The 13,620-nt window shown below is 66.2% G+C and carries 15 protein-coding genes; 2 read left to right on the top strand and 13 right to left on the bottom strand.

Annotated features, from left to right (window positions below):
* The first annotated feature begins 7 nt into the window (after positions 1-7).
* Positions 8-1,309 (top strand): MFS transporter, encoded by a 1,302-nt coding sequence (locus SLW52_RS06840; protein ID WP_267100113.1) that lies wholly within the window; start codon positions 8-10, stop codon positions 1,307-1,309.
* A 68-nt stretch (positions 1,310-1,377) separates the two neighbouring features.
* Here SLW52_RS06840 and acpA read toward each other — a convergent pair whose 3' ends face one another.
* The 13 genes from acpA to ilvD form a co-directional block, all read right to left on the bottom strand.
* Positions 1,378-3,090, bottom strand: a complete 1,713-nt coding sequence (gene acpA, locus SLW52_RS06835) for an acid phosphatase (RefSeq protein ID WP_320739815.1) — start codon at positions 3,088-3,090, stop codon at positions 1,378-1,380.
* Between the two features lie 162 nt (positions 3,091-3,252).
* Positions 3,253-3,543, bottom strand: a complete 291-nt coding sequence (locus SLW52_RS06830; RefSeq protein ID WP_320739814.1) for a hypothetical protein — start codon at positions 3,541-3,543, stop codon at positions 3,253-3,255.
* Between the two features lie 35 nt (positions 3,544-3,578).
* Entirely contained in the window at positions 3,579-4,577 is a 999-nt protein-coding gene (locus SLW52_RS06825; protein ID WP_043095472.1) for an AI-2E family transporter, read from the bottom strand.
* A gap of 267 nt (positions 4,578-4,844) precedes the next feature.
* Positions 4,845-5,234 carry a VOC family protein gene (locus SLW52_RS06820; protein WP_017915156.1) on the bottom strand — a complete coding sequence of 130 codons (390 nt, stop codon included), beginning with the start codon at positions 5,232-5,234 and terminating at the stop codon, positions 4,845-4,847.
* Positions 5,231-5,569 (bottom strand): hypothetical protein, encoded by a 339-nt coding sequence (locus SLW52_RS06815; protein WP_320739813.1) that lies wholly within the window; start codon positions 5,567-5,569, stop codon positions 5,231-5,233. The genes SLW52_RS06820 and SLW52_RS06815 overlap by 4 nt, the downstream gene beginning before the upstream one ends.
* 18 nt (positions 5,570-5,587) lie before the next feature.
* Entirely contained in the window at positions 5,588-5,881 is a 294-nt protein-coding gene (locus SLW52_RS06810; RefSeq protein ID WP_320739812.1) for a hypothetical protein, read from the bottom strand.
* Between the two features lie 15 nt (positions 5,882-5,896).
* A complete protein-coding gene (locus SLW52_RS06805) occupies positions 5,897-6,193 on the bottom strand; it encodes a DUF2695 domain-containing protein (protein WP_267100117.1) in 297 nt (98 codons plus the stop codon).
* Positions 6,194-6,262: 69 nt separating this feature from the next.
* Positions 6,263-6,565, bottom strand: a complete 303-nt coding sequence (locus tag SLW52_RS06800; RefSeq protein WP_320739811.1) for a hypothetical protein — start codon at positions 6,563-6,565, stop codon at positions 6,263-6,265.
* A gap of 88 nt (positions 6,566-6,653) precedes the next feature.
* Entirely contained in the window at positions 6,654-6,893 is a 240-nt protein-coding gene (locus SLW52_RS06795; protein ID WP_320739809.1) for a DUF1161 domain-containing protein, read from the bottom strand.
* 218 nt (positions 6,894-7,111) lie between these two features.
* Complete coding sequence (locus tag SLW52_RS06790; protein WP_267123547.1) at positions 7,112-7,651, bottom strand: hypothetical protein; 540 nt, start codon at positions 7,649-7,651, stop codon at positions 7,112-7,114.
* A gap of 309 nt (positions 7,652-7,960) precedes the next feature.
* Positions 7,961-8,506 carry a hypothetical protein gene (locus tag SLW52_RS06785; RefSeq protein WP_267123548.1) on the bottom strand — a complete coding sequence of 182 codons (546 nt, stop codon included), beginning with the start codon at positions 8,504-8,506 and terminating at the stop codon, positions 7,961-7,963.
* 125 nt (positions 8,507-8,631) lie between these two features.
* Positions 8,632-9,678: a DUF2971 domain-containing protein gene (locus SLW52_RS06780; RefSeq protein ID WP_267123549.1), complete on the bottom strand. Its 1,047-nt coding sequence runs from the start codon at positions 9,676-9,678 to the stop codon at positions 8,632-8,634.
* A 438-nt stretch (positions 9,679-10,116) separates the two neighbouring features.
* Positions 10,117-11,955 (bottom strand): dihydroxy-acid dehydratase, encoded by a 1,839-nt coding sequence (gene ilvD / locus SLW52_RS06775; RefSeq protein ID WP_320739808.1) that lies wholly within the window; start codon positions 11,953-11,955, stop codon positions 10,117-10,119.
* Between the two features lie 355 nt (positions 11,956-12,310).
* On the opposite strand from ilvD, the gene SLW52_RS06770 reads away from it, so the two are divergent.
* A complete protein-coding gene (locus SLW52_RS06770) occupies positions 12,311-13,561 on the top strand; it encodes a cellulase family glycosylhydrolase (RefSeq protein WP_320740072.1) in 1,251 nt (416 codons plus the stop codon).
* The last annotated feature ends 59 nt before the right edge of the window (positions 13,562-13,620 follow it).

Genomic DNA, 13,620 nt, shown 5'->3' with positions numbered 1-13,620 from the left:
CCGATCGATGACCGCTTCCGCACCATCCCCAGCCGAGGCCGCGCCGCACGGCGCCGCCGCCGTGTTCCGCGTGGTCACCGGCAACTTCCTCGAGATGTACGACTTCATGGTCTATGGCTTCTATGCCACGGCCATCGGCCATGCGTTCTTCCCGTCGCATAGCGCGTTCGCCTCGCTGATGCTGTCGCTGGCCACGTTCGGCGCCGGCTTCCTGATGCGGCCGATCGGCGCGCTGGTGCTCGGCGGTTACATCGACCGGCACGGGCGTCGCAAGGGCCTGATCCTGACCCTGGGGCTGATGTCGGCCGGCGTGCTGTTGATCGCCTTCGTCCCCGGCTACGGCACCATCGGCGTGCTGGCGCCGTTGCTGGTGCTGCTCGGCCGCCTGCTGCAGGGCTTCTCCGCCGGCGCCGAGCTGGGCGGCGTGTCGGTGTATCTGGCCGAGATCGCCACGCCGGGCCGGCGCGGCTTCTACGTGGCCTGGCAGTCGGCCAGCCAGCAGGTGGCGGTGGTGTTCGCCGCTGCGCTCGGCGTGGCCCTGCACGCGCTGCTCTCCGACAGCACGATGGACAGCTGGGGCTGGCGCGTGCCGTTCGCCATCGGCAGCCTGATCGTGCCGCTGATCTTCCTGATCCGCCGCTCGCTGCAGGAAACCCCGGAGTTCGCCGCGCGGCAGGCGCCGGACCTGGCCGGCATCGCGCGCTCGCTGCGCGCCAACGTCGGGTTGATCCTGGCCGGCGTGGGCATGGTGATGATGACCACCGTGTCGTTCTACCTGATCACCGCCTACATGCCGACCTACGGCCGCGCCGAGCTGCACCTGAGCGAGCTGGACAGCCTGGTGGTGACCGGCTGCATCGGCCTGTCCAATTTCGTGTGGCTGCCGGTGATGGGCGCGCTGAGCGACCGCATCGGCCGCAAGCCGCTGCTGGTGTTCGCCAGCGTGGCCATGTTGCTGACGGTGTGGCCGGCGCTGCAGTGGCTGGTCGACGCGCCCTCGTTCGTGCGGTTGCTGCTGGTCGGCGAGTGGCTGTCGCTGCTGTACGGTGCCTATAACGGTGCGATGGTGGTGGCGCTGACCGAGGTGATGCCCGCCGAGGTGCGCACCACCGGCTTCTCGCTGGCCTACAGCCTGGCCACTGCGACGATGGGCGGCTTCACCCCGGCGGTGTCGACCTGGCTGATCCATACCACCCACAGCCGCGCTGCCCCGGCGCTGTGGCTGTCGCTGGCGGCGCTGATCGGCCTGGCCTGCACCTTGCTGCTGTTCCGCCGCCAGCGCGGCGCTGGCACGTTCCACGCCGCCTGAGTGCCGCATTGCCTGGACGCGGGGCAGGGCGGCGGCAGACCGCCGCGCCCTGCGCAACGCGCGCCGGTCTAACCCAGATCCAGCGCGGCGGTGAGGTCGCCCGGCACCACGCCGCTGGCAGCGTGCATCGCACGTTCGCGCTCGACCAGGCCCGGCAACGGCTCCAGGCCGAAGCGGCGGGTGATGAAGCGCAGGATCGAGCCGGTGTCGTAGACGCTGTGGTCGACGTGGCCGCGCCTGGCGTACGGCGACACCACCAGCGCCGGGATGCGCGAGCCCGGGCCCCAGCGGTCGGCCTTGGGCGGCGCCACGTGGTCCCACCAGCCGCCGTTTTCGTCGAAGGTGATGAACACGACGGTCTTCTCCCACAGCGGGCTGTTGCGCAGCGCGTCCACCACCATCGCGATGTGGCGATCGCCGGCGGCCACGTCGGAATAGCCGGCGTGCATGTTGAGGTTGCCCTGCGGCTTGTAGAACGTCACCGGCGGCAGCGTGCCGGCCTGCACGTCGGCGAGGAAGCGGTTCTCCGGGGCGGTGTCGCCCAGGCCGCCGTCGCGCAGCCGGCGCGCCCGCGCCGGCGTGCCCGGGGCGAGGTTGGCGAAGTAGTTGAACGGCTGGTGGTGGATCTGGAAGTTGGGACTGCCCGGGAACTCGCTGGTGTCGCCGGTGTCGCCCTTGCCCTGCACCGCCAGCGCCCAGCCGCCGGCGTACCAGGCCCAGTCCACGCCCTTGGCGTCGAGCGCGTCGCCGATGTGGCGGTGGGTCTGCGGCGGCAGCGTGTTGGGGCTGTTGGGGTCGGCGTAGTCCGGGCGCGTCGGGTCCTGGCTGGTGCTGGGCTGGAACGGCGGGCTCAGGGTATTGATCGCCCAGAAATCCGGGGTCAGCGCGCCGTTGCGCACGAAGCGCGGCCGGCCGTTGAGCGCGGTGCCCGGCGAATCGTCCTGCACCGCCAGGCGGATCTCGTCGGGCCGGTCGCTGGCCAGCACGCTGATCTGCGTCCGCCCCGGGCTGGTGTCGGCCTTGGGGTAGTACGGCGCCTGCGCGGCGATCAGGTACTGATGGTTGAGGAACGAGCCGCCGAACGCGCCCATGAAAAAGTTGTCGCACAGCGTGTAGTCGCGCGCCAGGCTCCACAGCCGCAGCGTGGCCGGCGCATCGGCGTAGTGGCCCATCACCAGGCCGCCGGCGTCGCTCCACGCGGCGAAGCCGTCGTTGCGGCCGCCGTTGATCTGCATCTGGTTCTCGTAGAAGCGGTGCACCAGGTCGCGGGTCACGATGCCGTGCGGCAGCAGCTGGCCATCGGGCGTGCGCAGCGCGAACGGCGCATTGGGCAGCGGCCCGATCGCGTCCTCGCCGATCTTGTAGCGGCGATGCGCCACCACCTGTTCGTCCGGCGCCAGTCCGCCCCAGATCGGCGGCAGGATGTCGAGCACGCTGCCGTCGCGGTCCACCTGCCGCGCCTGCGCCGGCGTCACCTTGGACAGCGGCTGCTGCAGCCCGGGGAACTCGGGGAACAGATTGTTGAAGCTGCGGTTCTCGGCGTAGATCACCACCACGTGCTCGATCTTCTGCCGCAGCTGCCGATCCAGTTCCGTCGGCGACAGCGCACGCGCTGGCGCGCGCTTGGCGGTCTCGGCGTGGGCCTCGGCGGGGCCGCCGAGCGCCAGGGCGCTGCCGGCCAGCGCCAGGCCGCCGAGCAGGCGCCGGCGTTGCGGGTTTTCGGGGGTGGTGTCGGTGTCGGCGGGCGGGGTGGACGCGGGATCCTGGGGCGGCTTCTTCACGGGGTCATCGGGCGAGGGGAAGGCACCCGCCAGTGTGGGCCGCGTGAATGACAAGTCAAAGCCAGCCGGTCCCAGCGCGGGACCGGCGTTCAGCGGCCGTATCGCAGGCCGCGCTCCCGTGACGCTGGATGACGCTGCGCCGGGCGGTGCCAAAGGCCGCCTTCAGCGGCGTACCCGCGGACCGCCAAATACCTGCTCGCACAGCACCACGTAGTCGCCCGAGCCGTCGCGCGCGGCCGCGCCGCTGGCGATGGCCGCGCTCAGCGCCGGGCCGAGTCGCGCCGCGCCAAGGCGCGCGGCCAGTTCCGTCAGCTGGGTCTGGAACCGGTGCTGCATGTTGGCGATCTGCTGGGCATCGTGTCCGAGCCAGGCATAGCCCTTGTCGTTGTACGCGGCGGCACAGTGCAAGGTCTCGGCCAGATCGCGTTGCAGGTCCTGCGGATCGGTGGGCATCGTCGCGTGCGGATCGGGGTGGATCGCACCGAAGATCAGGCGGCGGGCTTTCCGGCGCCCTCCGCGCCCTCGGCATCGCCCAGCGCATGTTGCACGTACAGGCGCTTGACCAGCACGTAGAGCACCACGGTGAGCGGCGCCGCCAGCACCACGCCCATCGGCCCGAACAGCACGCCGATACCGAACAGCGAGAACAGCAGCAGCGCTGGCGGCAGGTCCACCGCGCGCGCCTGGATTAGCGGCTGCAGCACGTGGCCTTCGAGTTGCTGCAGCACCACGAACAGCAGCAGCGCGCCCAGCGCCACCTGCGGGCTGACGGTGAAGCCCAGCAGGATCGCCGGGACCGCGGCCACGATCGGGCCGACAATCGGGATGAAGTCCAGCAGCGCGGTCAGCAGCCCGATGCCCAGCGCCACCGGCACGCCCAGCAGCCACAGGCCGATGCCGGTCAGGGTGCCGATCACCGCCATCGCCAGCAACTGGCCGGTCAGCCACGCGCGCAGCGCCTGGCCGCTGGCGGTCAGCGCTTCGTCGGCGACGCCGCGACGGTCGCGCGGCAGCAGGTGCAGCAGGCCCTGGCGATACAGCCGCGGCTGCGCGGCCAGGTACAGCCCGCCGACCATCATCAGCACCGCGTCGGTGACGCCGCCGCCGGCCGACAGCACGATGGCGCCGGCATGCGTGGCCAGGGTCGAGGCGCCGTCGCGCAACTGGTCGGGGATGCGCTCGATCTGCGGCCCCAGCGGGCCGGACTGCAGCCAGGCATGGAACTTGTTCCAGGCTGCCGGCAAGGTGGCGCGGAAGGTGTCGATCTGCGCGGCGACCTCGGCACCGAACAGCAGCACGATCGCCGACAGCGCCAGCACCAGCACCAGGATCACCAGCGCCAGCGCCGCCCACTCCGGTAGCGGCAACCATTTGCGCAACAGCGTGGCCAGCCCGTGCAGCAGCACGCCCACCACCACCGCACCGAACACGATCAGCAGCAGCTCCGACAACTGCCAGGCCAGCAGCGCCAGCGCGCCCAGCGCCATGACGACCAGGACCCGCGCCGCGAAGGGACGCAGGGGCGAGGGGGAACTCGGGAGGGAGGCATTCATCGGTGGCGCGGATCCCGATCAGGACAATGAGCGCGGACAGTAGTGATAGCGCAGTGCAGGGCGAGCGAAGATCGTGTGCCGCCGGTCGGCGGTGCCATCCACCGGTCGGCGTGCACGGGCGATGTCGGCGGGGCTGGTTCGACGCTGACCGGTTGGGCGTCCCGAGCTACCGGCCGGCCAGTCGACCGGCCGGAGCGGGCACTACTGCCCGGCGGGCGGCTGCCAGAGCTCCACCTTGTTGCCTTCCGGGTCGATGACCCAGGCGAAGGCGCCGTATTCGGACTCGTCGATGCGGTCCAGCACGTGGCAGCCTTCCTCGCGCAGCGCCGCGACCAGCGCGTGCAGATCGTGCACCCGGTAATTGATCATGAAGGGTGCCGTGCCGGGCGAGAAGTGCGGCTCCTGCGCCGCCGCGCCGATCGACCAGACGGTGGAGCCGGTGACCGGCGCGCCGCTGGCGTCGTTCCAGGCGAAGGCGGTGCCGCCCCAGGCCTGCACGTCGATGCCGAGATGCCGCTGGTACCAGGCCTGCAGCGCGGCCGGGTCCTGTGCCTTGAAGAAGATGCCGCCAATCCCGGTGACGCGCTTCATGGAGCCTCCGCTGGTCCGATGGTGGGCTGGGCGGGCAGGGGCTCGTAACCGTCGCCGCGGCCGCTCAGCCAGCGCAGTCTACGCTTGCCGGTCTCGCCCAGGTACGCCGCGGCGGCCAGCAGCAGCGGATGCCGCAGGACCGCGTCGATCATCAAGCGCACGTGTCCGTCCACTTCGATGTTCAGGAAATGCGCCTGATCCGCATCGTCGTCGTAGCTGCGCGCCAGCAACCGATCGCGGCCGTCGCTGAAGCGGTAGAGGGTGTAGGCATAGTAGTAACCGTACCCGTCGTCGGGCTCGCTGGCGTCCACGTGGTGGGTGATGTCGACATGCATGCGGGTTCCATGTGGCTGTCAGGCCGCCCTCGAGACCACGTGGCCTGTCCCTTCACTGCCGTTCGCCCAGAGCGTGAAATCGGCACCCGCCGGGAAATGGGCAAGTGCGTCAGGCATCAGCAACTGCACCCCTGCGCGGAACGTATCGCCGGGCGATGGGCTGCCGGTGAAGGTAAGGCGGGCCGACCACCGTTGCTGGTCGATGCAGAGAATGGCGCACCACTGGCCGGAGACGAGCGCAGTCACCTTGCTTCCTGGTTGCGCAGGATGCAGCAGCAGATCGGCCAGGAAGTGATACGGAAGGTCATGCATCAGGTCGATGTCCGGTCACGGCTTGCCCCAGCGCTCTTCGACATTGAACAGCACCTCGCAATCGCAGAAGCCTCCGTGCGCACCGAGCCAGGGGATGACCGACTCCGGAGCGACATCCTGGGACGCGAGGAACTGTGTGGTGAGCCGCAAGGAATGATCGCAGCCATCGGCGAGTACGTCGTTCAAGTAATCGAACAAGGCCCAGAGCGTTTCCTTGGGAAGGGGAAGCGCGGTCTCTTCGGATGCGCGCTGCTCGGGCTGCATTGTCGTGCGGGGCGCGTTGCGACGTTGGGCTTCCGGATTCTCTGTCATTGTCTCTGTCGCTGGTAGAAAACAATGCTACGGCGTAAATAGCGGGGGAGTACGGCTCGCGGCGGACAATCAGTTGTCCTTGATCCAGGCCTTGATCGCCACGGTGACCCGCTGGCGGGTCTCGGCATCCGCTTTGCGAACCAGATACGGCGACCGATTGCCCAACACCCCCGGCGCGGTCGATTGCACGTGCTCGGCGAGCTGCGTGATGAAATCACGCCCGAGCGCGCGGTACTGCGCAACTTCCTGGACTGTCAACGCCATGGTCCACGCGTAACCGACCGGGCCATGGTTGCAGTTGACGTCGAGCAGCAGCGTGTCGCCGTCGCGCAGGAGGAACCAGGCATGAGGTGCGTGATCTACTACCTGCATGACATGCTCCTTCTCCGCGCGACGACAATGCCTCGCGTCCACGTTGCATGCATGACGTAACAACCCATGACGTAACAACCCATGTCGCTTACGTCGACGACTTGTTCTTGCTGTAGACGATCTTCTTGCTCCCCGCCGCGCAACTGCCAATGACCTTGCGGTCCGCCTTGATATCGGCGTTGTCGAGGATCTCCAGCGTGTAGTCCTTGACCCCGCGGGCATCGAGTCTCGCGGTGAGCTCGGCCTTCAACTCCTCGCAGGATCTGCTGGCCGCGAAAGCGGACGAGGAGGCGAAGGCGAGCAGGAGAAGCGCGATGGCCTGTTTCATGATGGCACCGATAGTCGACGAGAGAGAAAGAGGTTGTGGGAGAAAACGCCTAAGGTGTGGCGCTTTTGGTACGGGCGTCGGCTTGGTCGCTCGCGGGAGCCGGGCCGTCGCGCCGAGTGTAGCAAGCGCAGATTGCGTCGACCGCTACCGCCACCGCACTCGGGCGGCGGCCGGTCGGGAGGAGCGGGACGCCGACGCCGCGGCCTGTTTCGCCGCACTCAGGGATCGACCCACACGCCTGCGTCGTACATCAACCGCATCGTGTAGTTGAGCTGGAGGGTCTGGTTCGGGCCGCAGGCGATCTGCGTGGTCTTGTCCGATGCTCCAGGTCCGGAGACGGAGATGGACGAAGCGGATCTGAGCGGGTCGAACAGGCTGTACCGGTAGCCGCCGTTGCTGAACTCGATCGATGCGTTGCCGTTGGGAAACGTGTTGTAAGTGAAGAGACCCGTCGGCGGCTTCTGCTGTGCGGGGTACTGCAGCACCAGCTTGCCGCTCTCCGACGCTCGGTACTGCAGATAGCCCGAGGTCCGGTTGATCGCCTTCGACGAACACAGTGAAAACGCGCGTTTGCGTGTTTGGCAGGCCCACAGGGTAAGTTCTTCCTTGTCGCAGAGTGGGCTGTGTTGGTACTCGCTCTCGGAGTCCTTGAGTGTCGCTTGGGTGATGGAAGGGCCGGGTTCGAAGTCCTGTGCTATTGAAAGTGGTACAAAAAAGGCTAAAGCGGCTGGAGAAAAGGCAAGAAGGGCGGACTTCATGATGGCTGAGTCCTGAGTATGGCCGGATCGCGAGCTAGCACGTGCTGAGGAATCAGGTGTCATTCGACGAATCTGCAGATATCTCTCGCTCGACACCCAGTCTATGGCGCTGTAGAGCGGAGGCCACGTCGCACCCCTGGCGCAGTTTCGATGAGTTCATGCACCCCGCGGACCTCAGTATCTGTATAGATCGCGTGGCGGCGTCGCCACATCAGCCGAACATGTAAGTTCATTTGAACTTGCTGCCTAACACATGAGCTAATTCACGCCGCGAAGCGCCTCGGCTTGGGCGAACTGTTAGGCTTCAAGCTACTCTGTCTGTATGACTCCGTTGCAGGTATAGAGGCAGTTGCGGAGTGTGCTCTCAACCGCTTCAAAGAACGCATCATCTAGTAATAGCTCCTTCCGCCCACCACTGTAGTACTGAAGCACGTATCCCGCGTTGTACTCTTGCAATACTTTGCCGTGTGCGAAAGCGTTGCGCCACTCCATGACCTTGTTTAGGCCAGCCTTCAGCTCTTTGATGCTGTCCGAGTCCAATGCCCCACTGATTTCAAGAAGCCTTGTGAATACGCGGCGCTTAAATGCATAGGAGAAATCGGATGTGCCCATGATTTCCTCCGCGAAGAACTCTCGCGCTTTGCGAGTCTCAGTGGTAGTACCGAAAAGCAGTTTGCTCACCGCTTGGATCATCCGGTCCTCGAGCGTCACGGCCGCCATGATGAGTTCAGAGCCGTTCTTCTCGATCGTTGCGAGCGCATCAAGCCCAGCTTGGCCAGATGAGCTGCTCGTAGGGTTGCTACCGTCCAGATGAAATCGGACGGTCAACTCTTTTGGGAAGCGAAGTTCTTTCATTGGAGGCCCAAAGCTCGAGATGAGGCCGGGCCAACGGCGAGGTGCCCTGGCCGCCGGGCGGATGATAACTACAACCATGAGGCGGCCAGGGTAGCTTGTCGTTGGGCCTCGCCTCGACAGAGCGGTTATACGTCGTTCGGCAGTTGAAGCAGCGGATACAGCTTATCAATCTCGGGGAGTGTGAGGTAATGGTTGACCCATTTGTTTGGCGCGTGTTGGTATTGAACGAAGATGACGGGGCGGGTCGGGGTACTCTTCTCTGAGCTGAAGTCAACCAGTTGAATCTCTTGACAATAAGGTTCTCTGCGGACGATCTCGGCAGCCTTGCGAAGATAGGCGGCGTATTGCTTCTGTTCTGGCTTCAGGTCATCAAGATAGATCGCACCTTCACTTATTGGTGCAACGTTCGCTTTATAGGTAGGAGCTGAGGCGAAGCGGTCAAGGATTGCTACGGACTTGAGTGTATAGGAGGAAGGTGGGCTCACGACTTGCTGGTAAGTCACGCCACGCCCGGCCAAAGTCTCCATAACAGCCATGATCGTCGACTCCGGGCATCTCAGGCCGAAGTAGACGGTCTTGGTCGCTCTAAAGTCGTGATCGTGAAGTCCTGGAGGCTGCGTGACAAGTCGCACCTCCTCCTCATATGACCAGGGTTTCGACTTGACCCCCAACATCTTGCGAAGTACAGGAGCTGGATCTCCGGTTGACATCAAGTCTACTGTGCTGATGGTTGGAGCAGTGTTGCTGTAGTGAACTTCAATCACGCGATGAACGTTGGGCTCAAAAGAAGTCAGTTTCTCAAGGTCATAGCCAATGCAGAAGCCTTGGTGCGAGCCACCATAGTGAGCCCAGATTAGTTCCTGCAGCGGGTTGTAGCTCAGTGAAAAGATGCCGCTCTTGTCGGCAAACGACAACAAGCTGCCCGTTGCCTTTTCTACTGTATCTAGAGATGTCGAAACCTTCGGTGCAATGACTGAGGCGACGTTCTTAGCAAGTTCAAACTGGGTGTCAAGGGGCGAGCGGTCAAAGCGGCCCTCAAAGGGATCATTCAGAGAGTGACGATCCGCTGCATAGAAGGCAGCATCCGCCAATGCCTTCAGGTCTCTCGGTAGCGTCGTGGCGTCGCCGCTACGGTACTTAAAGGCAAGACGGCCGGCCGAGGGTGTGTTCACGACGTATAGCTACTATTGGACCGCCCAAAAGCGGTGATGCGGCAAGTATCCCACCGATGGCGGGCGCCCGCAAAACTAGAAATTCTTGGGTTGCATCAAAGGCTTGCCGGACGGTGGCCGCGGCTCTAGCCGTCAACAGCCCGGGTCGAGCGAGTGTCTGTTGGCTAGATGCGGTGCTTAATCGTGCCCATCGGCAGACAATATCCATCGTAAATCGGCTTGCATAGCAGATCCACCCGCATGTGCTGTGGCGTGGGCCGTCTGCCGTGTGCAGCCTACTAGATAGGCTGGACGCCGGCATCGAGTAACGCCAGCATCAAGAAAAGCCACCATCTGTGGTCGTTTGTGTGGATCCGCGTCGGGACTGAAGTCCCTCCCACAGTGCAGTGCCAGGAAGTCATGAAGACCGCGGCAATCCGCGGTCTCCATGACAACACCTCACCCCTCCAACATCGCCTTGTCCCGCACCGCCCCCTTGTCCGCACTGGTCGCCAGCAGCGCGTACGCCTTCAACGCCGTACTGACCTTGCGCGGGCGCGGTTCCGCCGGTTTCCAGCCACGGGCATCCTGTTCTGCACGGCGCGTGGCCAGTTCCGCGTCGGAGACCAGCAGGTCGATGCGGCGGTGGGGGATGTCGATGCGGATGCGGTCGCCGTCGCGGACCAGGCCGATGGCGCCGCCCGCCGCCGCTTCCGGCGAGGCGTGGCCGATCGACAGGCCGGAGGTGCCGCCGGAGAAGCGGCCGTCGGTGAGCAGGGCGCATTGCTTGCCCAGGCCCTTGGACTTCAGGTACGAGGTCGGGTACAGCATTTCCTGCATGCCGGGGCCGCCCTTGGGGCCTTCGTAGCGGATCACCACGACGTCGCCAGCCTTGACGTCGTCGGCGAGGATGCCCTTCACCGCGGCGTCCTGGCTTTCGAACACCTTGGCGTTGCCTTCGAACACGTGGATGGATTCGTCCACGCCGGCGGTCTTCACCACGCAGCCGTCTTCGGCGATGTTGCCGTACAGCACCGCCAGCCCGCCCTCCTGCGAGTAGGCGTGGGCGACGTCGCGGATGCAGCCGCTGGCGCGGTCGGCGTCCAGGCTCGGCCAACGCGTGGCCTGGCTGAAGGCGACCTGGGTGGGGATGCCGGCCGGCCCGGCCTGGTAGAAGGTCTGCACCGCGGGGTCGTCGCTCTGGGTGATGTCCCACTGCGCGATGGCGTCGGCCAGGGTGCGGCTGTGCACCGTGGCCTGGTCGGTGTGCAGCAGGCCGCCGCGCGCCAGTTCGCCGAGGATGGCGACGATGCCGCCGGCGCGGTGCACGTCCTCGATGTGGTACTTCTGCGTGTTCGGCGCCACCTTGCACAGCTGCGGCACGCGCTTGGACAGGCGGTCGATGTCGCGCAGGGTGAACGGCACCTCGGCCTCCTGCGCGGCAGCGAGCAGGTGCAGGATGGTGTTGGTGGAGCCGCCCATCGCGATGTCCAGGGTCATCGCGTTCTCGAACGCCTCGAAGGTGGCGATGCCGCGCGGCAGCGCGCGCGGGTCTTCGGCGCCGTACCAGCGGTGGCACAGTTCCACCGCGGTGCGGCCGGCCTTGAGGAACAGTTGCTCGCGGTCGGCGTGGGTGGCGACCACGGTGCCGTTGCCGGGCAGGGCCAGGCCCAGCGCTTCGGTCAGGCAGTTCATCGAGTTGGCGGTGAACATGCCCGAGCAGGAGCCACAGGTGGGGCAGGCGCTGCGCTCGAACGCGGCGACCTTCTCGTCGGAGGCGGTGGGATCGGCGGCGATCACCATCGCGTCGATCAGGTCCAGATTGTGGTCGGCGAGCTTGGTCTTGCCGGCTTCCATCGGCCCGCCGGAGACGAACACGGTGGGGATGTTGAGGCGCAGCGCGGCCATCAGCATGCCGGGGGTGATCTTGTCGCAGTTGGAGATGCACACCAGCGCGTCGGCGCAGTGCGCGTTGACCATGTACTCGACCGAGTCGGCGATGATCTCGCGGCTGGGCAGCGAGTACAGCATGCCGTCGTGGCCCATGGCGATGCCGTCGTCCACGGCGATGGTGTCGAACTCCTTGGCCACGCCGCCGACGCGCTCGATCTCGCGCGCGACCAGTTGCCCGAGATCCTTCAGGTGCACGTGGCCGGGCACGAACTGGGTGAAGGAGTTGGCGATGGCGATGATCGGCTTGTGGAAGTCGGCGTCCTGCATGCCGGTGGCGCGCCACAGCGCGCGGGCGCCGGCCATGTTGCGGCCGTGGGTCGAGGTCTTGGAGCGATAGTCGGGCATGGGAGCAGCGAACGAGCGGGCGGGGAGGCTGGCGATGGTGGCGCGATCGGATCGTTGCTGCTGCAACCGTCCTGGACGCCCACCGGTGGGCCGACCACGTTAGCACGCAGGCTGGCGCCGCCGCGCGCCGCCCGGGAGTGCGGAGCGGGTCGCAGACCTGCCTGCCTGCGCTTGGCAGACTGCGGTGGCCGGTGCGTCAGGGGGCGTCGGCCCGGCTCGCCCATCATGACCACAGGAGGTGTCCATGCTTCGGCATGTGCGTTCGTCGTCTTCCGCTGTTTCCTCCCCCATCCCGTCCCTTGTTTCCACTCCGGCCGATCCGGGTCGCCGCAGCGTGCTGCGCGCCGGTGTCGGCATCGCCGCCGGCGCCGCGCTCTGGGGCCTTGGCGGCCAGGCCCGCGCCGCGGGCACGCTGCCGTTCGCCGGCCTCAACCTGTCCGGGCTGGCGTCCAACAACTTCGTCGACAACGCCATCATCGACCGGCACTACCGCGACATCAGCGACCAGCACATCGTTGCCGCCGGCGCCTGCCCGCTGTTCCGCCTGCCCACCACCGCCGCACGCTTCAGTACCGGCCAGGGCATGCCGCTCAACGCCACGTATTGCGACCAAGTCGAGAAAGTGCTGAACCGGCTCGCGCAGCGCGGCAAGGTGGCGATCCTGGAGTTGCACGACTACATGCGCTTGCCGATCAAGGTCGCGAGCAAGTCCGGTTACCGGCGCGATGGCGCCGGCCAGCTGATCGGGCCGGACGGCCGCGCGGTCGCCGATCCGGCCGACCAAACGGTGTGGAACGGCACCTACCGCAAGGGCAATTTCCTGTACCTGGCCTACTTCGATCCTGCCGACAACCTGCTCAAGCTCTACGAATATCGCGTGATCGGTACGCCGGGCTGCACGCTGTACAACGCCGCCGGCCTGCCGGATCTGTGGAGCCGCATCGTGCAGCGCTTCTGCTCGCATCCGGCGATCTTCGGCTGGGGCCTGATGAACGAACCCTACCAAGGACCGGAGCGCAACGCCGACGGCAGCACGCTGGTGATGGCCGATCACTGGCTGCGCACTGCCACCGCCACCGCGGCGCGCATCTTCGATTTCGACCGGTCGCATTACGTGTTCGTTTGCGGCAACGAATACGCCAGCGCCCGCCGGTGGAAAGAGGCGTCCAACAACCTGGATACGATCCCCGACCCGTACGACCGCATCGTCTACGAGGCGCACAACTATCTGGACGACGAGGGCCGCGGAGGCGGTGCTTGGACCAATCGCAATGAAAACGTTGCGCCGGACACCGGCATCGAGATGGTCAAGCCGTTCATCGACTGGCTGGGACACCGAGGCAAGCGCGGCTTTCTCGGCGAGCACGGCTATCCGGCCGGCAATGCCAGCGCGGAATTGGCGACCAAGCGCATGCTCGCGCATCTGCAGGCCAACAACATCCCCAGCACGCAGTGGTGCTTCGGTCCCGGTTGGCCGGACAACGACGTGCTGGGCATGAGCCGCGACGTCGGCATGGACATCCAGGTGAAGTCCAACATCGCCGCGGTGCAGCCGTACTTCGACGCGCGCCTGTCCAGCTACGTGCCGCCGCCGCCGACGAGCTGACGCGTCGCGCGTGCGTCCGCAGTGATGCCAACCGCCGGCCGCGGGTTTCCGCGGCCGGC

The organism is Xanthomonas sp. LF02-5, from assembly GCF_034105325.1.
Taxonomy (GTDB): Bacteria; Pseudomonadota; Gammaproteobacteria; order Xanthomonadales; family Xanthomonadaceae; genus Xanthomonas_A; species Xanthomonas_A sontii.
This window is presented reverse-complemented; position numbering and strand designations above follow the sequence as displayed.